This is a genomic window from Streptomyces sp. R-07, assembly GCF_049913175.1.
Lineage (GTDB): Bacteria > Actinomycetota > Actinomycetes > Streptomycetales > Streptomycetaceae > Streptomyces.
The window spans coordinates 4,992,839-5,011,147 of record NZ_CP183978.1 but is presented as its reverse complement, the minus strand read 5'-3'; the positions used below and the strand labels follow the sequence as shown (position 1 = coordinate 5,011,147).

Annotated in this window: 18 protein-coding genes; 11 read left to right on the top strand and 7 right to left on the bottom strand. The window is 72.9% G+C overall.

The features are described from left to right. Window positions 1–16: 16 nt before the first annotated feature. Window positions 17–862, bottom strand: coding sequence for a biotin--[acetyl-CoA-carboxylase] ligase (locus ACN9M0_RS23070; RefSeq protein ID WP_366036155.1), 846 nt, complete (start codon window positions 860–862; stop codon window positions 17–19). Between the two features lie 134 nt (window positions 863–996). On the opposite strand from ACN9M0_RS23070, the gene ACN9M0_RS23065 reads away from it, so the two are divergent. Then, window positions 997–2,589 carry an acyl-CoA carboxylase subunit beta gene (locus ACN9M0_RS23065; RefSeq protein ID WP_366036154.1) on the top strand — a complete coding sequence of 531 codons (1,593 nt, stop codon included), beginning with the start codon at window positions 997–999 and terminating at the stop codon, window positions 2,587–2,589. 26 nt (window positions 2,590–2,615) lie between these two features. Continuing rightward, window positions 2,616–2,828 carry an acyl-CoA carboxylase epsilon subunit gene (locus tag ACN9M0_RS23060; protein WP_030687388.1) on the top strand — a complete coding sequence of 71 codons (213 nt, stop codon included), beginning with the start codon at window positions 2,616–2,618 and terminating at the stop codon, window positions 2,826–2,828. A gap of 69 nt (window positions 2,829–2,897) precedes the next feature. On the opposite strand, the gene ACN9M0_RS23055 is transcribed toward ACN9M0_RS23060, so the two are convergent. Then, on the bottom strand, window positions 2,898–4,292 hold the full coding sequence (locus ACN9M0_RS23055) for an MFS transporter (protein ID WP_426404118.1): 1,395 nt from the start codon (window positions 4,290–4,292) through the stop codon (window positions 2,898–2,900). A gap of 37 nt (window positions 4,293–4,329) precedes the next feature. Here ACN9M0_RS23055 and ACN9M0_RS23050 point away from each other — a divergent pair, with 37 nt between their 5' ends. The 3 genes from ACN9M0_RS23050 to ACN9M0_RS23040 all read left to right on the top strand — a co-directional run bounded on the left by ACN9M0_RS23050 (window position 4,330) and on the right by ACN9M0_RS23040 (window position 5,916). Beyond that, window positions 4,330–4,998 carry a TetR/AcrR family transcriptional regulator gene (locus ACN9M0_RS23050; protein WP_399695921.1) on the top strand — a complete coding sequence of 223 codons (669 nt, stop codon included), beginning with the start codon at window positions 4,330–4,332 and terminating at the stop codon, window positions 4,996–4,998. A 70-nt stretch (window positions 4,999–5,068) separates the two neighbouring features. Beyond that, window positions 5,069–5,197, top strand: coding sequence for a morphogenic membrane protein MmpB (mmpB, locus tag ACN9M0_RS23045; RefSeq protein ID WP_366036152.1), 129 nt, complete (start codon window positions 5,069–5,071; stop codon window positions 5,195–5,197). A 113-nt stretch (window positions 5,198–5,310) separates the two neighbouring features. Beyond that, window positions 5,311–5,916, top strand: a complete 606-nt coding sequence (locus tag ACN9M0_RS23040) for a nucleoside triphosphate pyrophosphatase (protein ID WP_366036151.1) — start codon at window positions 5,311–5,313, stop codon at window positions 5,914–5,916. Between the two features lie 56 nt (window positions 5,917–5,972). On the opposite strand, the gene ACN9M0_RS23035 is transcribed toward ACN9M0_RS23040, so the two are convergent. After that, entirely contained in the window at window positions 5,973–6,410 is a 438-nt protein-coding gene (locus ACN9M0_RS23035) for a hypothetical protein (RefSeq protein WP_366036150.1), read from the bottom strand. Between the two features lie 374 nt (window positions 6,411–6,784). On the opposite strand from ACN9M0_RS23035, the gene ACN9M0_RS23030 reads away from it, so the two are divergent. Beyond that, window positions 6,785–8,539, top strand: coding sequence for an acetyl/propionyl/methylcrotonyl-CoA carboxylase subunit alpha (locus tag ACN9M0_RS23030; protein WP_366036149.1), 1,755 nt, complete (start codon window positions 6,785–6,787; stop codon window positions 8,537–8,539). A 76-nt stretch (window positions 8,540–8,615) separates the two neighbouring features. Beyond that, a complete protein-coding gene (locus ACN9M0_RS23025; protein ID WP_399695920.1) occupies window positions 8,616–9,161 on the top strand; it encodes a TetR/AcrR family transcriptional regulator in 546 nt (181 codons plus the stop codon). Between the two features lie 51 nt (window positions 9,162–9,212). Here ACN9M0_RS23025 and ACN9M0_RS23020 read toward each other — a convergent pair whose 3' ends face one another. Both ACN9M0_RS23020 and ACN9M0_RS23015 read right to left on the bottom strand, forming a co-directional pair. After that, window positions 9,213–10,139 (bottom strand): DeoR/GlpR family DNA-binding transcription regulator, encoded by a 927-nt coding sequence (locus ACN9M0_RS23020; protein WP_399695919.1) that lies wholly within the window; start codon window positions 10,137–10,139, stop codon window positions 9,213–9,215. 237 nt (window positions 10,140–10,376) lie between these two features. After that, window positions 10,377–11,816, bottom strand: coding sequence for an NAD(P)H-quinone dehydrogenase (locus tag ACN9M0_RS23015; protein WP_366036146.1), 1,440 nt, complete (start codon window positions 11,814–11,816; stop codon window positions 10,377–10,379). A 260-nt stretch (window positions 11,817–12,076) separates the two neighbouring features. On the opposite strand from ACN9M0_RS23015, the gene ACN9M0_RS23010 reads away from it, so the two are divergent. The 4 genes from ACN9M0_RS23010 to ACN9M0_RS22995 all read left to right on the top strand — a co-directional run bounded on the left by ACN9M0_RS23010 (window position 12,077) and on the right by ACN9M0_RS22995 (window position 16,744). Next, window positions 12,077–12,514: a gamma-glutamylcyclotransferase gene (locus ACN9M0_RS23010; RefSeq protein WP_366036145.1), complete on the top strand. Its 438-nt coding sequence runs from the start codon at window positions 12,077–12,079 to the stop codon at window positions 12,512–12,514. 168 nt (window positions 12,515–12,682) lie between these two features. Then, window positions 12,683–13,486: a purine-nucleoside phosphorylase gene (locus ACN9M0_RS23005; protein ID WP_366036144.1), complete on the top strand. Its 804-nt coding sequence runs from the start codon at window positions 12,683–12,685 to the stop codon at window positions 13,484–13,486. 304 nt (window positions 13,487–13,790) lie between these two features. Beyond that, window positions 13,791–15,443 (top strand): phospho-sugar mutase, encoded by a 1,653-nt coding sequence (locus ACN9M0_RS23000; RefSeq protein ID WP_366036143.1) that lies wholly within the window; start codon window positions 13,791–13,793, stop codon window positions 15,441–15,443. 140 nt (window positions 15,444–15,583) lie between these two features. Continuing rightward, on the top strand, window positions 15,584–16,744 hold the full coding sequence (locus ACN9M0_RS22995; RefSeq protein WP_426404117.1) for a mannosyltransferase family protein: 1,161 nt from the start codon (window positions 15,584–15,586) through the stop codon (window positions 16,742–16,744). Window positions 16,745–16,773: 29 nt separating this feature from the next. On the opposite strand, the gene ACN9M0_RS22990 is transcribed toward ACN9M0_RS22995, so the two are convergent. After that, window positions 16,774–17,550 carry a PH domain-containing protein gene (locus ACN9M0_RS22990; protein ID WP_426404116.1) on the bottom strand — a complete coding sequence of 259 codons (777 nt, stop codon included), beginning with the start codon at window positions 17,548–17,550 and terminating at the stop codon, window positions 16,774–16,776. Window positions 17,551–17,585: 35 nt separating this feature from the next. After that, window positions 17,586–18,236: a class F sortase gene (locus ACN9M0_RS22985; protein WP_366036141.1), complete on the bottom strand. Its 651-nt coding sequence runs from the start codon at window positions 18,234–18,236 to the stop codon at window positions 17,586–17,588. Window positions 18,237–18,309 lie beyond the last annotated feature (73 nt).

The window sequence follows — 18,309 nt, the reverse complement described above, 5'->3', positions numbered from 1 at the left end:
ATGCCCCCACCTACCGTCACGTCCGCAGGTGGACGATGTCGCCCGCTCCCACCGCTTCCGTGCCGCCGCCCTCGGTCGCGACGACCAGGCGGCCGTCGCCGTCCAGGGCCATCGCCTCTCCTTCCAGCATGCGCTCGCCGGGGAGCTCGGCGCGGACGCGGCGGCCGAGGGTGGCGCACTGGGCCGCGTAGGCCGCCTGGAGGCCGGAGGCGGCCGGGTCGCCGTCTGCCCGTACCCAGTCGCCGTACGACTGGGCGAGGGAGCGCAGGACGGCCCGCAGGAGGGTGTCGCGGTCGGTGGAGACCGCTCCGGCGAGGAGGAGGGAGCCGGCCGCCGGGACGGGCAGCTCGTCCTCACGGAGGGTGACGTTGATGCCGAGGCCGACGACGATGGCATCGGCGCCGGCCCGCTCGGCGAGGATGCCGCCGGTCTTGCGCTCCTCGCCCGCGACAGAAACCAGAAGGTCGTTGGGCCACTTGAGGGACGTGTCGACGCCGGCGGCCTTCGCGAGGCCGGTGGCGGCGGCCACGCCGGTGAGGAGCGGCAGCCAGCCCCAGCGGTGGACGGGCACGGCGGGCTTGAGGAGGACGGACAGGAAGAGCCCCGAGCGGGCGGGCGCCGTCCAGGTGCGGTCGAGCCGGCCGCGGCCCGAGGTCTGCTCCTCGGCGACGAGCACCGCGCCCTCGGGCAGCTCGTCGGCCCGGGCGGCGAGGTCGCTGTTGGTGGAGCCGGTGGTGGTGACCACGTCGAGCGAGGTCCACAGTCCGTCGGGGAGGACGAGGGCGCGGCGCAGCGCGGGGGCGTTCAGCGGGGGCCGTTCGAGGTCGGACCAGGGTCCGCCGGAGCCTTGAGAGGACGTCATGCAAGCCAGACTAGGTGTGGCAAAGACCGCAGTGCCGAACCGTATCGGCGTCGATACGCTACGGGTCAGTAGGCCAGCAGTAGCCCATTCGTAGTCAACGAACCCCCCGTGACCAGGCAGGGAGCCGCATCCCGATGTCCGAGCCGGCAGAGCAGTACGAGATCGACATTCACACGACCGCGGGCAAGATCGCGGACCTCAAGCGCCGTATCGACGAGGCCACGCACGCCGGCTCGGAGCGCGCGGTGGAGAAGCAGCATGCCAAGGGCAAGCTGACCGCGCGCGAGCGGATCGCCCTCCTCCTGGACGAGGGCTCGTTCGTGGAGCTGGACGAGCTGGCCAGGCACCGCTCGACGAACTTCGGCCTGGAGAAGAACCGGCCGTACGGAGACGGTGTCGTCACCGGCTACGGCACGGTGGACGGCCGCCCGGTCGCCGTGTTCTCGCAGGACTTCACGGTCTTCGGCGGGGCGCTGGGCGAGACCTTCGGCCAGAAGATCATCAAGGTGATGGACTTCGCGCTGAAGACGGGCTGCCCGGTCATCGGCATCAACGACTCCGGCGGCGCCCGCATCCAGGAGGGTGTGAGCGCGCTCGGCATGTACGGCGAGATCTTCCGCCGCAACACCCACGCCTCCGGGGTGATCCCGCAGATCTCCCTGATCGTGGGCCCCGCCGCGGGCGGCGCGGTGTACTCCCCCGCGATCACCGACTTCACGGTGATGGTGGACCAGACCTCGCACATGTTCATCACGGGTCCGGACGTCATCAAGACGGTGACCGGCGAGGACGTGGGCTTCGAGGAGCTGGGCGGCGCCCGGACGCACAACTCGACCTCGGGCGTGGCGCACCACCTGGCGGCTGACGAGAAGGACGCGATCGAGTACGTCAAGTCCCTGCTCTCGTACCTCCCGTCGAACAACCTCTCCGAGGCGCCGGCGTTCCCCGAGGTCGCGGAGACCGAGGTGACGGACGAGGACCGCGAGCTCGACACGCTGATCCCGGACTCGGCGAACCAGCCGTACGACATGCACAAGGTCATCGAGCACGTCCTCGACGACGGCGAGTTCCTGGAGACGCAGGCGCTGTTCGCGCCGAACATCCTGACCGGCTTCGGCCGGGTCGAGGGCTTCCCGGTCGGTGTGGTCGCGAACCAGCCGATGCAGTTCGCGGGCTGCCTGGACATCGACGCGTCCGAGAAGGCCGCGCGGTTCGTCCGGACCTGCGACGCCTTCAACATCCCGGTCCTGACCTTCGTGGACGTGCCGGGCTTCCTGCCGGGCGTGGACCAGGAGTACGGCGGCATCATCCGGCGCGGCGCGAAGCTGATCTACGCGTACGCGGAGGCGACGGTCCCGCTGATCACGGTCATCACGCGGAAGGCCTTCGGCGGCGCGTACGACGTCATGGGCTCCAAGCACCTGGGCGCCGACCTGAACCTGGCGTGGCCGACGGCGCAGATCGCGGTCATGGGCGCGCAGGGCGCGGTGAACATCCTGCACCGGCGGACGATCGCCGCGGCCGAGGACCAGGAGGCCGAGCGGGCGCGGCTGATGCGGGAGTACGAGGACGCGCTGCTCAACCCGTACACGGCGGCCGAGCGCGGCTACATCGACGGGGTGATCCTGCCGTCGGACACGCGCCCGCAGATCGTGAAGGGCCTGCGTCAGCTCCGTACGAAGCGGGAATCCCTGCCTCCGAAGAAGCACGGCAACATCCCGCTCTAGCCCTTCCGGACCCTCAAGGAGCCGACATGATCAAGGTCGTACGAGGCAACCCCACTCCGGAGGAGTTGGCCGCCGCACTGGCGGTGGTCCAAGCCCGGGCCGCGGCCACGGCGGCGGCGTCCGCCGAGGCGGGCGGCCCGGCGGTGCCGGAGGGGTGGTCGGATCCCTCCCGTATCGCACGTGCGGTACGTCAGCGGCCGGGCCCGCGGGCCTGGGCGCGGTCGTACTGGCCCGTGTAGTCGTCGCAGTACGAGAAAGGCCGGACCCCGTGTGCGGGAGGTCCGGCCTTTCGCATGCCCGGGCGCCGGTCACGTACGGCGGAGGAAGAGGCCGGAGAGTACGGCTCCGGCGGCGACGATCGCGGCGTTGACGAGGACCGCGAGGCCGATGCCGTCGAGGAGCACGGGCGCGGTGACGACGACGGCGCTCATGATCGGGGTGCCCATGGTGATGCCGATCTGCTGGGTCATGGTCGCGAGCCCGGTCGCCATGCCCTGCTCGCCGTCGGGGATGCCCGAGGTGGCGGTGACCATGAAGCCGACGATCGCGAGCATGTTGCCGACGCCGCCGGCGAAGGTCGCGGCGAGCAGCAGGGCGAGGCTGCCGCGGTCGTCGCCGAGTCCGTACAGGGCGAGGGTCGCGAGGGCCTGGAGGAGTCCGCCGGCGACGAGGGCGGCGCGGGAGCCGAAGCGGCCGATGAAGCGGGAGGCGGTCACCCCGCCGAGGATCGTGCCGGCGCCGAGGACGCCGAAGGAGAGTCCGGCGGCGAGCGGGGAGAAGCCCAGGACGTCCTGGAGGTACAGGGTCATCAGGAAGACCAGCGAGGTCTCGGTGACGAAGGCGACGAGTCCGGCGAGGTTGCCCCAGACGACCGTGCGGCGCTTCAGGACGTGGATCGGGACGAGGGGCGAGGCGGCCCGCCGCTCGACGAGGACGAAGGCGGCGAGGAGCGCGGCGCCGGCGGCGAGGGCGGTGAGCGCGGTGGGGTCGGTCCAGCCGTGCTCGCCGGTGACGGTCAGGCCGTAGACGAGGGCGAGGAGTCCGCCGGTGACGGTGATCGCGCCGGGCACGTCGAGGCGGGGCCGGACGGCGGGGCGGCTCTCCTGGATGACGGCGGGGGCGACGAGGAGGACGGCGAGGGCCACCGGCACGTTGACGAGGAAGGCCCAGCGCCAGGAGAGCAGGTCGGTGAGGACGCCGCCGAGGATCGCGCCGGTGGTGAAGCCCGCGGACATGAGGGCGCCGTTCAGGCCGAGCGCCTTGGCCCGCAGCGGGCCCTCGGGGAAGGAGGAGGTGAGCAGGGAGAGCCCGGCGGGGGTGACGGCGGCGGTGGCGAGGCCCTGGGCGACGCGGGCGGCCATGAGCATCTCGGGCCCGGTGGCGAGGCCGCCGACGAGGGAGGAGGCGCCGAGGAGGGCCATGCCGCCGAGGAAGAGGCGGCGGCGTCCGATCAGGTCGGCGACGCGCCCGAAGAGGAGGGTGAATCCGGCGGCGGCGAGGGCGAAGGCGGTGGCGATCCACTGGAGTCCGCCGAGGGTGAAGCCGAGTCCCTGACCGATGACGGGCAGGGCGACGTTCAGGATCGAGAAGTCGACGGCAAGCATGAACTGGGCGAGGAGGAGGACGACGAGGACGAGCCGCATCCGGCCGGTCATCCGGGCTTCGGCGCGGTCCGTGGGGGTGGGGCGATCGAGGGTGACCATGCGGAGGACCCCTTAATGGGAGACTAGTTCCGTTAAGATGTCCCGTACCGTAGCAGAGTCGATGGCGCTAATGGAACTGGAGACCCGTTTGACTGAGAGCCGGCCGGCCACGCCCGGCACCACGCGCCCCGGCGGCCGCACCGCGAAGGTCCGCAGGGCGGTCCTCGACGCCACCCGGGACACCCTCGCCGACACCGGCTTCCACGCCCTGAACATGGACCGGATCGCCGCGAGCGCCGGAGTCGGCAAGACCACCGTGTACCGCCGCTGGGGCTCCCCCGTCGGCCTGGTCACCGACCTCCTGCACGACATGGCCGAGCAGTCGCTCCCCGCCTCCGACACCGGCAGCCTCGCGGGCGACCTGCGGGCCAACGCCGAACTCGTCCGGGCCACGCTCGTGGACCCCCGGATGGGCGCCGTCTTCCGCGCGGTCATCGCCGCGGCCGCCTGCGACGAGGAGTGCGCCCGCGCCCTCGCGGACTTCTACCGGACCCGGCTCGCCGAATGGGCCCCGGTCGTCACCAAGGGCGCGGCGCGCGACGAGATCCCGGCGGGGACGGACCCCGTCGAGCTCCTCCGCGCCGTCTCCGCGCCGCTCTACTACCGCTTCACGGTCACCCGTGAGGAGCTCGACGCGGCCGTCGCGGAACGGGCGGTGGCGGCGGCGCTGTCGGCCGCGCGGGACGGGGTGTTCGTCCGCGAATAGTCCTTCGGTACGGGGGCGCCTGAGTATCCGTACTCAGGCGCCCCGCGGGCCGCGCCCGGAGGATCGAGGCATGCTGTGGTCCGACCCGAAGAACCAGCCGCCGAAGTTCCTGCGCGACATGCAGGCGATGCTCCGCCGCACCGGCGTGCTGCTGGCGCTGGCGATGGTGGTGGCGATGTTCGTGGCGAGCGTGCGCTGACCACGCGCGTACGCACGGCCGACCACGCGCGCGTGCGCATGACCGAACACGCGTGTACGTACGGCCGACCACGCGCGCGGGTGCGTACGCCCGTCACTGGCTACGCTGCCCCCATGACTGCTGATCCGCGCCGTGTCGTGCTCGCCTCCGCCTCCCCCGCCCGGCTCGGTCTGCTCCGGCAGGCCGGACTCGCCCCCGAGGTGATCGTGAGCGGCGTCGACGAGGACAAGGTCCACGCCCCGACCCCGGCCGAACTCGCGCTCGCCCTCGCGGAGGCGAAGGCCGCCCATGTCGCCGCCCGGCCCGAGGTGTTCGGCGCGCTCGTCATCGGCTGCGACTCCGTCCTGGAGCTCGACAAGCAGGCCCTCGGCAAGCCGGCCGACGCCGAGGAGGCCACCGCCCGCTGGAAGTCGATGCGCGGCAGGGTCGGCATCCTGCAGACCGGCCACTGCGTGTACGACACGGCCGCCAAGCGCTACGAGTCGGCGACGGCCTCCACCGTGGTCCGCTTCGGCGAGCCGACGGACCAGGAGATCGCCGCGTACGTGGCGAGCGGCGAACCGCTGCACGTGGCGGGCGCGTTCACCCTGGACGGCCGCTCGGCCCCGTTCATCGACGGCATCGACGGCGACCCGGGCAATGTGATCGGTCTGTCCCTGCCGCTCCTGCGCAGGCTCCTGCGCAAGCTGGACGTCGAGATCACCGACCTCTGGGCCTGACGGACCGGAGGGCCGGAAGGCGCGAGGGCCTGCCCGGCCCTTCCGCCCGACAGGCGCTACACGGGCGCCGTTGCCTCCTCGCGGGCGTCGGCGCCCTTGCCCTGCTCCTTCCCGTACGCCACCAGGGTGAGGACGAGCAGTCCGAGCACGGTCACCAGGAAGGCGAAGGCGGTCCAGCCGAGCAGGGCGACGGCGACCGCGCCGAGGACGCCGTGGACGACCGCGCAGCCGATGAGGAGCCCCCGGCCGAAGCGGCCCGGGCGGCGGTCGCGGAGGCCCGCGACGAGGGCGACGAGGCCGCAGACGGCGAGGGCGACGCCGGAGGCGATGCCGAGCCCCCAGGTGCCGGCGACCATCGCGTCGGGGTCCATGCCGTCGAGGGACATCGACTGGGCCTGCGTGAAGCGCGCCATCACGGCGTTGATCGCGACGATGCCGGGTGCCTCGAGGAAGAGCACCGCGGCCGTCACGAGAGCTATCGGTCTGCGGGCCACCTCGGCCACCCCCTGGATTCGCCTGTTACCGACAGTACGATCGACAGCGCGAAGGCTACTGGCCGGTAAACCCCCGGACAAGAGTTCGCGCACGGCGGGCGACGGGGGACGGCGCGGCAAAGAATCGTTGAGCCATTCGTAGGGACTCCACAAAGAAACCCGAATGGGCCCTGGTCCCACGAACAGAGACCTGCGCCACACCTCGGAGCTACTGTGCCGTAAAGGAACCCTGCGTACCGTGGTGCGACAAGGGAATTCACGACCCGAGCGGGCCCGGGGTCACGCTCCGTGTGGGCAAGCTCACCACTGGGGACGGGTCGAAAGGCCGTGTCGGCAGTCCCTAAACTCAGCTTGTTTTCAAGGAGGGAGCCATCGTGCGCAAGGTGCTCATCGCCAACCGTGGCGAAATCGCTGTCCGTGTGGCCCGGGCGTGCCGGGACGCGGGTATCGGCAGCGTGGCCGTGTACGCCGAGCCGGACCGGGACGCTCTGCACGTCCGGGCGGCGGACGAGGCGTTCGCTCTGGGCGGTGACACTCCGGCGACCAGTTACCTGGACATGGCGAAGGTCCTGCAGGCCGCGAAGGACTCGGGCGCGGACGCGGTCCACCCGGGTTACGGCTTCCTTTCGGAGAACGCCGAGTTCGCGCAGGCGGTCCTCGACGCGGGTCTGACGTGGATCGGTCCGCCGCCGCAGGCGATCCGGGACCTGGGTGACAAGGTCGCCGCGCGTCACATCGCGCAGCGCGCCGGCGCCCCGCTGGTCGCGGGCACGCCGGACCCGGTGTCGGGTGCCGAGGAGGTCGTGGCCTTCGCCCAGGAGCACGGTCTGCCGATCGCGATCAAGGCCGCCTTCGGTGGCGGCGGGCGTGGCCTGAAGGTCGCCCGCACCCTGGAGGAGGTCCCGGAGCTCTACGACTCCGCCGTCCGTGAGGCCGTCGCGGCCTTCGGCCGGGGCGAGTGCTTCGTCGAGCGTTACCTCGACAAGCCCCGTCACGTGGAGACGCAGTGCCTGGCCGACTCCCACGGCAACGTGGTCGTCGTCTCCACCCGTGACTGCTCGCTCCAGCGCCGCCACCAGAAGCTCGTCGAGGAGGCCCCCGCGCCGTTCCTGAGCGAGGCTCAGAACGCGCAGCTGTACGCGGCGTCGAAGGCGATCCTGAAGGAGGCCGGCTACGTCGGCGCCGGCACGGTCGAGTTCCTCGTCGGTGTCGACGGCACGATCTCCTTCCTGGAGGTCAACACCCGTCTGCAGGTCGAGCACCCGGTCACCGAAGAGGTCACCGGCATCGACCTGGTCCGGGAGATGTTCCGGATCGCCGACGGCGAGGAGCTCGGTTACGGCGACCCGGAGATCCGCGGTCACTCCTTCGAGTTCCGTATCAACGGCGAGGACCCGGGTCGTGGCTTCCTCCCGGCCCCCGGCACGGTCACGGTGTTCACGCCGCCGACCGGCCCGGGTGTCCGTCTGGACGCGGGTGTGGAGTCCGGCAGCGTGATCGGCCCGGCCTGGGACTCGCTCCTGGCCAAGCTGATCGTGACCGGCGCGACCCGCGAGCAGGCGCTGCAGCGCGCCGCCCGCGCGCTGGGCGAGTTCAAGGTCGAGGGCATGGCGACGGCGATCCCGTTCCACCAGGCCGTCGTGGTCGACCCCGCCTTCACCGCCGACCCGTTCCGGGTGCACACGCGCTGGATCGAGACGGAGTTCGTCAACGAGATCAAGCCGTTCGCCCCGGCCGGTTCGGACGCGGACGAGGACGAGGCGGGCCGCGAGACGATCGTCGTCGAGGTCGGCGGCAAGCGCCTCGAGGTCTCCCTGCCGTCCTCGCTCGGCATGACCCTGGCCCGCACCGGTCTCGCGGCCGGCGCGAAGCCGAAGCGGCGTGCGGCGAAGAAGTCCGGCCCGACCGCCTCGGGTGACACCCTCGCGTCCCCGATGCAGGGCACGATCGTGAAGGTCGCGGTCGAGGAGGGCCAGGAGGTCAAGGAAGGCGATCTGATCGTCGTCCTGGAGGCCATGAAGATGGAGCAGCCCCTCAACGCGCACCGCTCCGGCACCGTCAAGGGCCTGAGCGCCGAGGTCGGCGCCTCCGTCACCTCCGGCGCCACCATCTGCGACATCAAGGACTGACCTCGCAGCAAGTACGGTACGAAGGGCCCGCAGGCAGCCGCCTGCGGGCCCTTCGTCGACGGGAGCCCTCTCGCCCATGCGCGCCGACGCACGCCGCAACCACGAGCGACTGCTCATCGAGGCCCGCGCCGCCTTCGCGGCACAGGGCGCGGACGCGCCCCTGGAGGAGGTCGCGCGCCGCGCGGGCGTCGGGATCGGCACGCTCTACCGGCACTTCCCCACCCGGGCCGACCTGTTGAACGCGGTCTTCCAGGAGGCACTGGCCGAACTGCTCGACCGTTCACGGGTGCTGGCCGAGGCGGACGCGCCGTGCCGGGCGCTCGTGGAGTGGCTGCGGGCCCTGATCGCGCACGCGGGCGAGTACCGGGGGCTCGCGCATGCGCTGATGTCCGCCTCGTACGACCGGAGTTCGGCCCTGGCGCGGTGCAGTGATCCGCTGCGCGCGGCGGGCGAGCGGCTGCTCGAACGGGCCCAGAAGGCGGGGCAGGTGCGCGCCGACGTGTCGATCGGCGACCTGATGCAGCTGACCAACGCGATCGCGTTGGCGGCGGAACAGTGCCCGGAGGACGCGGAGCTGGCGGACCGTCTGCTCGCGCTGACGCTGCGGGGACTGAAGGACTGAGGGTTTCGGGGGACGGCGTGGGACCCCTGGGGGAGGGTCCCTCGGGTGACGTCAGCGGCGGCGCATGTCCGCGACCCGGGCCGTGCGCTCCAGCGTCTCGGCGGCCATCCCGCCGCCCGGTCCCCGGAACTGACCGGCCGCCATCCGTCCGCGCTGGACGGGGAGCGGCATGTCACGGCGGGGCCGGGCGCCCGGGGGGACCTGGTCACCGCCGGAGGGGCCGGCGGCCGCGCCCGTGCCGGCGACGGCGATCTGCACGCCCTGGTCGGCGAGGGCCTGGAGCTCGGTGGCGGCCCGTTCGTCGTGGGCCGGGGGTTCGTCGGTCACCAGGCGGGTGATGACGTCCGTCGGCACCGTCTGGAACATGGTGTCGGAGCCGAGCTTGGTGTGGTCGGCCAGGACCACGACCTCGGCAGCCGCCTGGACGAGCGCCCGGTCCACGCTCGCGGAGAGCATGTTGGACGTGGAGAGCCCGCGCTCGGCGGTGAGGCCGCTTCCGGAGAGGAAGGCCCGGGAGACCCGGAGGCCCTGGAGCGACTGCTCGGCCCCGCTGCCCACGAGGGCGTAGTTGGAGCCGCGGAGGGTGCCGCCGGTCATGACGACCTCGACCCGGTTGGCGTGGGCGAGGGCCTGGGCGACGAGCAGGGAGTTGGTGACCACGGTCAGTCCGGGCACGCGGGCGAGCCGGCGGGCCAGCTCCTGCGTGGTCGTCCCGGCGCCGACGACGATGGCCTCGCCTTCTTCGACGAGGCTCGCGGCGACGTCGGCGATGGCCGTCTTCTCCGCTGTGGCGAGATGGGATTTCTGCGGGAAGCCGGATTCTCGCGTGAATCCGCCCGGCAACACCGCACCGCCGTGGCGGCGGTCGAGGAGTCCTTCTGCCTCAAGTGCCCGTACGTCTCTCCGTACGGTCACTTCAGAGGTCTGGACGACGCGGGCGAGCTCGCGGAGCGACACGGCCCCATTGGCTCGCACCATTTCGAGGATCAACTGGCGACGTTCTGCAGCGAACACGAAACTGACAGTAACGTGACCGGCCGATAGTTTTCAGCACTATGCGCCGAATTGCAGAAGATGCGCATGGACGGGGCCTCCAAGTGGTATGGGAGGCCCCGTCGTTGATCCGCTCCGGGTCAGGGCTATGCCCCGCCTTGCCGGGGGTTGTCCGAGTCGGCGAACCGTTCCCGCAGGCGGGAGCCGTGCCGGCGCGTGGCCTCAGGCCTCGCCCGTCACCTTTCGGGTGTGCAACTGCCGTGCCACTTCCGCGATCGAGCCCGACAGAGAGGGGTACACGGTGAAAGCATTTGCGATCTGTTCGACCGTCAGATTGTTGTCGACCGCGATCGAGATCGGATGGATCAGTTCGCTCGCCTTCGGCGCGACGACACAGCCGCCGACCACGATGCCGGTGCCCGGACGGCAGAAGATCTTCACGAAGCCGTCCCGGATGCCCTGCATCTTCGCGCGGGGGTTGCGCAGCAGCGGCAGCTTGACGACCTTGGCGTCGATCTTGCCCGCGTCCACGTCGGCCTGGGTGTAGCCGACGGTGGCGATCTCGGGGTCGGTGAAGACGTTCGAGGAGACCGTCTTCAGGTTGAGCGGGGCCACCGCGTCGCCGAGGAAGTGGTACATCGCGATCCGGCCCTGCATGGCGGCGACCGAGGCGAGCGCGAAGACGCCCGTGACGTCGCCGGCCGCGTAGACGCCGGGGGCGCTCGTACGGGAGACCTTGTCGGTCCAGATGTGACCGGAGTCCTTCAGCTTGACCCCCGCCTCCTCCAGACCCATTCCGGCCGAGTTCGGGATCGCGCCGACCGCCATCAGGCAGTGGGTGCCGGAGATGACCCGGCCGTCCGCGAGGGTGACCTCGACCCGGTCGCCGACCCGCTTCGCGGACTCGGCGCGGGAGCGGGCCATGACGTTCATGCCGCGGCGCCGGAAGACGTCCTCCAGGACGGCGGCGGCGTCCGGGTCCTCACCCGGAAGGACGCGGTCGCGCGAGGAGACCAGCGTGACCCGGGAGCCGAGCGCCTGGTAGGCGCCGGCGAACTCGGCACCGGTGACGCCGGAGCCGACCACGATGAGCTCCTCGGGGAGCTCCTTCAGGTCGTAGACCTGGGTCCAGTTCAGGATGCGCTCGCCGTCCGGCTTGGCGTCGGGCACCTCGCGCGGGTGGGCGCCGGTCGCGATGAGCACCGCGTCGGCGGTCAGCGTCTCCTCGGTGCCGTCGGCGGCGGTGACGATCACCTGGCGGGAGCCGTCCACGGCCTGTCGGCCGGAGAGCCGGCCGCGGCCGCGCAGCACCCGGGCGCCGGCCCGGGTCACGGAGGCGGTGATGTCGTGGGACTGGGCGAGCGCGAGGCGCTTCACCCGTCGGTTCACCTTGCCGAGGTCGACGCCGACGACACGGGCGGCCTGCTCGATGTGCGGGGTGTCGTCCGCGACGATGATGCCCAGCTCCTCGTAGGAGGAGTCGAAGGTGGTCATCACCTCGGCGGTGGCGATCAGGGTCTTCGAGGGGACGCAGTCGGTCAGGACGGACGCGCCGCCGAGGCCGTCGCAGTCCACGACGGTCACCTCCGCGCCGAGTTGGGCGCCCACCAGGGCCGCCTCGTATCCGCCGGGTCCGCCGCCGATGATCACGATCCGGGTCACTGGGATCTACGCCTCGCGCTCTCGTTCTGCCGGGGAGTCCCCCCGCTGGGATGCAGTGCGTACGCCATTGTCCCGCACGCTTCAAGTGCGTAGCCCATTCTCCCGCACTCCCGGCGCGGCCTCGCGCCGGGGCCTCCGAAGGGGTGCGGACCCGGCGCGCGGAGTCCCCGCACGGCTCCGGGACCGGCCCCCGGGGCCCCCGTACGGTCGCCACCTCGGACTTCTCCGGACACCCCGCCCCCTCCCGTACCCTCGGTCCCATGTCGCTCTACGCCGCTTTCGCCGGCAACCTCGACGCGCGGCTGATGAGCCGCCGCGCACCGCACTCCCCGCTGCGCGGCACCGGCTGGCTGAACGGCTGGCGGCTGACCTTCGGCGGAGAGCAGATGGGCTGGGAGGGAGCGCTGGCCACCATCGTGGAGGCCCCCCGGTCCCAGGTCTTCGTGGCGCTGTACGACGTCGCACCCATGGACGAGGACTCCATGGACCGCTGGGAGGGCGTGGGGCTCGACATCTACCGGCGGATGCGGGTCCGGGTGCACACCCTGGACGGCGAGGAGCCGGCCTGGGTGTACGTCCTCAACGCGTACGAGGGCGGGCTGCCGTCCGCGCGGTACCTGGGCGAGGTGGCCGACGCGGCCGAGTCGGCGGGCGCGCCGCACGACTACGTGATGGAGTTGCGCAAGCGCCCCTGTTGATCCGTCCGGGTCGCCCGGCGGCCCGGTTCGTCGGAAACGACAAGACAACGATCGCATGTCCGTCAGCATCGTCATCTACGCGCGTAGGAATTCTCCGGCTACGCTGCTTCGCGTACCAAATCCGTCCGGGGCTCCCCTCGGACACCCCTCCCCGAGGCGAGAGAGTCAGTGAACGCAACTGCCACCCCGTACGAGGCCGCCGAGGCCGCTGCCGCACGTCTTCGCGAGCTGACCGGAGTCGAGAACCACGACGTCGCCCTGGTCATGGGCTCGGGCTGGGCCCCCGCCGTCGACGCCCTCGGCGCCCCCGAGGCCGAGTTCCCGGTGACCGAGCTCCCCGGCTTCCCGCCGCCGGCCGTCGAGGGCCACGGCGGCAAGGTCCGCTCGTACAAGATCGGTGAGAAGCGCGCGCTGGTCTTCCTCGGCCGCACCCACTTCTACGAGGGCAGGGGCGTCGCCTCCGTCGCCCACGGCGTCCGCACCGCCGTCGCCGCCGGCTGCAAGACCGTCGTCCTGACCAACGGCTGCGGCGGCCTCCGCGAGGGCATGCGCCCCGGCCAGCCGGTCCTGATCAGCGACCACCTCAACCTGACGGCGGCCTCCCCGATCGTCGGCGCGAACTTCGTGGACCTCACGGACCTGTACTCGCCGCGCCTGCGCGCGCTGTGCAAGGAGGTCGACGAGACGCTGGAGGAGGGCGTCTACGTCCAGTTCCCCGGCCCGCACTACGAGACCCCGGCCGAGATCAACATGGTCCGCGTCCTGGGCGGCGACCTGGTCGGCATGTCCACCGTCCTGGAGGCCATCGCGGCCCGCGAGGCCGGCGCCGAGGTCCTCGGCATCTCGCTAGTCACCAACCTCGCGGCGGGGCTCTCGGGCGAGCCGCTGAACCACGAGGAGGTGCTCCAGGCGGGGCGCGACTCGGCGGCGCGGATGGGTGAGCTGCTGACGCGGGTGCTGGACCGCATCTGATCCGGGCGGTTCGCCGCTGCGCGGGGCTTCTTCCCCACCCCTCCCCCTACGCCCGGCGGCGTGCGGGGCCCCCACTTCCCGAACTGGGGCTCCGCCCCGGACCCCGGTCCTCGAACACCGGACGGGCCGAACTTCCAGCCGCGCCGGCGTTCGAGGCGCGGGGGTCCGGGGGCGGAGCCCCGGGTTACGGGAAGGGGCGGTGTGGGGAAAGGCTCCGCGCAGCGGCTCACGACCCGCACCGCCCCACCGGCCCGCACCCACCCGCCGCCCCCTGACACGCCCGCCCCACCCCGAAAGGCACACCGTGACGCAGGACGACCTCCTCTCCCGGGCCCAGGCATGGCTCGCCGAGGACCCCGACAGCGAGACCCGCGAGGAGCTCGCGAAGCTCATCGAGGGCGGCGCGAGCGACGAGCTCGCCGCCCGTTTCAGCGGCACCCTGCAGTTCGGCACCGCCGGCCTCCGCGGTGAGCTCGGCGCCGGGCCCATGCGGATGAACCGCTCGGTCGTCATCCGGGCCGCCGCCGGCCTCGCCGCGTACCTGAAGGCGAAGGGCCGGACCGGCGGCCTCGTCGTCGTCGGCTACGACGCCCGCCACAAGTCGGCCGACTTCGCCCGGGACACCGCCGCCGTGATGACCGGCGCAGGGCTGCGCGCCGCGCTGCTGCCCCGCCCGCTGCCGACGCCCGTCCTCGCGTACGCCATAAGGCATCTGGGCGCCGTCGCCGGTGTCGAGGTGACCGCGAGCCACAACCCGCCGCGCGACAACGGCTACAAGGTCTACCTGGGCGACGGCTCGCAGATCGTGCCGCCGGCCGACGCGGAGATCGCCGCCGAGATCGACGCGATCCGCTCGCTGCACGACGTGCCCCGGGCCTCGGAGGGCTGGGAGGTGCTCGGTGACGAGGTCCTGAACGCCTATCTGGAGCGTACGGACGCCGTCCTGACCCCCGGCTCCCCCCGAACCGCGCGGACCGTCTACACGGCCATGCACGGCGTCGGCAAGGAGGTCCTGACGGCGGCGTTCGGCCGGGCCGGCTTCCCGCCGCCCGCGCTCGTCGCCGAGCAGGCCGAGCCGGACCCGGACTTCCCGACGGTCGCCTTCCCGAACCCGGAGGAGCCGGGCGCCATGGACCTGGCCTTCGAGGCCGCCCGAGCCGTGGACCCCGACCTGATCATCGCGAACGACCCGGACGCCGACCGCTGCGCCGTCGCCGTGCCGGACGCGGAAACCGAGGGCGGCTGGCGGATGCTCCGCGGCGACGAGGTGGGCGCGCTGCTCGCCGCGCACCTGGTGCACAAGGGCGCCACCGGTGTGTTCGCCGAGTCGATCGTGTCGTCCTCGCTGCTCGGCCGCATCGCCGAGGCGGCGGGCGTCGGCTACGAGGAGACGCTGACCGGCTTCAAGTGGATCGCCCGCGTCGAGGGGCTGCGGTACGGCTACGAGGAGGCGCTCGGCTACTGCGTCGACCCGGAGGGCGTCCGCGACAAGGACGGCATCACGGCGGCGCTGCTCGTCACCGAGCTGGCCTCGGTGCTCAAGGAGCAGGGCCGGACGCTCACCGACCTGCTCGACGACCTGGCGGTGGCGCACGGGCTGCACGCGACGGACCAGCTGTCGGTGCGGGTCGAGGACCTGGGGATCATCGCGAACGCGATGGCCGCGCTGCGCGAGCGGCCGCCGGTCTCCCTCGCCGGTCTGACGGTCGTCTCGGCCGAGGACCTGACGAAGGGCACGGAGTCGCTGCCGCCGACGGACGGGCTGCGCTACCACCTGGAGGGCGCCTACAAGGCCCGGGTGATCGTCCGCCCGTCCGGCACCGAGCCCAAGCTCAAGTGCTACCTGGAGGTCGTGGTCCCGGTGGGCGACGGCAGCGAGCTGGCGACGGCCCGCGCGACGGGCGCGGACGTGCTCGCCGCGATCAAGCGGGACCTGTCCGAGGCCGCCGGCCTGTGACGCGCTGACGAGGGCCCGTACGGAATCGCTTCCGTACGGGCCCTCGCGCGTTCCCCCACGTCGTCCGTCCGGGTGAACCCCGTACGACACGTGACGTAAAGCGGGGACCGTGCGCCGGGGGCGCGCGCCAGGGTGACCCGGTGTCCGTCACCCCCGTGCCGTACGTCCCCACCCCCCGTACCACCGCCCGCGGCCCCGTCTCCCCCGCCGTCCGTCGCGGCGCGCTGCGGCACGCGGCGCCGGCGCTGCTCGGCTTCCTGGCGGTACGGCTCCTGGGGCTCGCGGTCCTCGCCCGCTGGGCGCATCGGGAGGGGCACGGCCTGTGGCCGCTGCTCGCCCGTACGTGGGACTCGCTCTGGTACCTGGACATCGCGGGGCACGGATACACGGCGGAGCCGTCCTACCCCCGGAACCTGGCCTTCTTCCCGCTCTTCCCCGGGCTCGTCCGGGTGCTCTCGGCGCTCGTCCCGGGCTCGCGGGCCTCGGTCGCGCTCGGGCTCGCGGTGGTGTGCTCGCTGCTCGCCGCCTGGGGGGTGTTCGCGGTCGGCGACCGGCTGCACGGGCGCCGGACCGGCACGGTCCTCGCGGTCCTGTGGGGGGCCTCGCCGGTGGCCGCGGTGCAGTGGATGGGGTACACGGAGTCGCTGTTCACGGCCCTCGCCGCCTGGGCGCTGTACGCGGTGCTCGGCGGGCGGTGGGCGTGGGCGGCCGGGCTCGCGGTGGCCGCCGGGCTGACCCGGCCGACCGGGCTCGCGGTCGCGGCGGCGGTCTGCGCGGCGGGGATGCTCGCAGCCCGGCGCGAGCGGCGGGCGGCGGCCGCCGCCCTGACGGCGCCGCTGGGCTGGCTCGGGTACGTGGGCTGGGTGGCGCTCGTCCGGGGGCGCTGGGACGGCTACTTCGAGGTGCAGCTGCGGTGGGGGAACGCGTGGGACGGGGGCGCGGTGACGCTAAGGGCGCTGCGGCGGTACCTGGTCCACAGCCCGTCCCCGTCGTTCTTCCTGTCCGTCGTGTCGGTGGTGCTCGTGCTGTCCGCCGGGCTCTACCTGTGCTGTCTCGCGGACCGGCAGCCGCTGCCGCTGCTGGTGTTCACGGGGGTGCTGCTGCTGGTGGTCCTGGGCAGCGGCGGCGTCTGGTTCCCGCGCGCCCGCTTCCTGCTGCCGGGCTTCCCGCTGCTGCTGCCGCTCGCCGTGGGGATCGCCCGCGCCCGGTGGCACGTCGCCGCCCTCGTCCTCACGGGGGCGGCGCTCTCCTCGGCGTGGCTGGGCGGCCACATGCTCCTGGTGTGGGACGGGGCGCCGTAGCCCCTGGGGGTGTCCGAGGACCGGACGGATCAGCCCGTCGCGAGCAGGATCACGAGCAGCATCAGCCCGGCCACGGCGGGGCCGACGATCTCGTACGCCCAGCGCACCTTCGGCTCGCCCTGCGCGCCCGGGGTCTTCGCGCGCAGCTCGGCGAGCTCGCGCAGGTCGGCGACGGTCTTGTCACTGGGCGCGGTCCGCGAGGCGCTGTCCCGCACGTCGGCGGTGACGGAGGTACGGCCGTGCGGATCGTCCTGGGAGTCGCGGGCGGCGCTGCGGGCCGCCCGCTTCCGCTGGCGCAGCGAGACGGGGATCGCCCACAGCTGGTACTTGGCGCCCTCCTGTGTGAAGACCTCGCTGGAGTAGCCGGCGCGGACGTCGGCGACCGTGGCCCAGGGCAGGACGATCGACCGGAACGGGTTGCGGATCCGGAGCCGGTCGTCGTTGGCGTACACGGCGGGCCGGATGGTGAAGGCGACGATCAGCGGGACGGCGAGGACGAGGCCCGCGAGCGCGAGCCAGGGGGTGCGGCCCTCGCCGCGGATCATCGCGTCCCCGGCGAACAGGGCCGCGAGGACCAGTAGGAAGACCCCGCCCGCGACCCCGAGGGGCGAGCGGAAGACCTTGTCGGCGGAGGCCGGCGCCGCGGACGGCTGCCCGCCGGACGGCTGCCCGCCGGAGGGCTGTCCGCCGGGGGTCTGCCCTGTGGGGGTCTGCCCGGCGGGGGCCTGTCCTGCGGACGGCTGCTCGGGGGTCGACTCGCGGCTCGGCTCGTGGCTGGGCTCGGGGGTCGGCTCGGGGGTCGTCATGCCGCCGATTGTGCCTCAGGGGGCGGGCGGGGGCCTCAGGCGGCCCGCGCGGCCACGAGATCCGCGTACACGATGATGTTGTCCGGGCGGTGGCCGTCGACCAGCTCCCCGCCGCAGGTGACAAGGCGCAGCTCGGGGCGGGTCGTGTTCCCGTACACCTTGGACGTCGGGAAGGCGTCCTTGTCGACCTGCTGCAGCTCCCGGACGCGGAAGACGGCGGTCGTGCCGTCGGCCCGGGTCACGGTGATCTCGTCGCCGACCCGGACCCGGGAGACGTTCTTGAGGACGGCCGGTCCGCGGGCGGTGTCGAAGTGCCCGATGAGGACGGCGGGGCCGGTCTCCCCGGGCGTGACGCCCTTGTCGTACCAGCCGATGCGGTCGGCGTCGGCGACCGAGGGCACCTCGACGGTGCCGTCCTTGTTCAGGCCGAGGGAGAGCACGGAGCCGGCGTCGACCCCGGCGGCGGGCACCCGCACCCGGACGGGCAGGGAGCGCGCCAGCGGCCGGACGGGCGTGGCGTCCGCCTTCGGAGCGGGCGCGGGCGCGGTGGCCTCGGAGATCCGCGCGGGCGGGGTGACGGGCGCGGCGTCGCCTCCGGAGGAGCAGCCGGTGAGCGCGGCGAGCACACCCACGAGGAGGACGGCGGAGACGGTACGAGTACGGGTACGGGCGAGACGGCGGTTCACGGACGGCTCCGGGCGGACGGGGTGCGACGGGACGCGACGGGATGCCCGCAGGACGCGGGCGCGGGGCGAGGCA

Coding starts and splice junctions, on each gene's coding strand:
- ACN9M0_RS23070 (WP_366036155.1), bottom strand. CDS start 862: ATGACGTCCTCTCAAGGCTCCGGCGGACCCTGGTCCGACCTCGAACGG.
- ACN9M0_RS23065 (WP_366036154.1), top strand. CDS start 997: ATGTCCGAGCCGGCAGAGCAGTACGAGATCGACATTCACACGACCGCG.
- ACN9M0_RS23060 (WP_030687388.1), top strand. CDS start 2,616: ATGATCAAGGTCGTACGAGGCAACCCCACTCCGGAGGAGTTGGCCGCC.
- ACN9M0_RS23055 (WP_426404118.1), bottom strand. CDS start 4,292: ATGGTCACCCTCGATCGCCCCACCCCCACGGACCGCGCCGAAGCCCGG.
- ACN9M0_RS23050 (WP_399695921.1), top strand. CDS start 4,330: ATGTCCCGTACCGTAGCAGAGTCGATGGCGCTAATGGAACTGGAGACC.
- mmpB (WP_366036152.1), top strand. CDS start 5,069: ATGCTGTGGTCCGACCCGAAGAACCAGCCGCCGAAGTTCCTGCGCGAC.
- ACN9M0_RS23040 (WP_366036151.1), top strand. CDS start 5,311: ATGACTGCTGATCCGCGCCGTGTCGTGCTCGCCTCCGCCTCCCCCGCC.
- ACN9M0_RS23025 (WP_399695920.1), top strand. CDS start 8,616: ATGCGCGCCGACGCACGCCGCAACCACGAGCGACTGCTCATCGAGGCC.
- ACN9M0_RS23020 (WP_399695919.1), bottom strand. CDS start 10,139: ATGGTGCGAGCCAATGGGGCCGTGTCGCTCCGCGAGCTCGCCCGCGTC.
- ACN9M0_RS23010 (WP_366036145.1), top strand. CDS start 12,077: ATGTCGCTCTACGCCGCTTTCGCCGGCAACCTCGACGCGCGGCTGATG.
- ACN9M0_RS22990 (WP_426404116.1), bottom strand. CDS start 17,550: ATGACGACCCCCGAGCCGACCCCCGAGCCCAGCCACGAGCCGAGCCGC.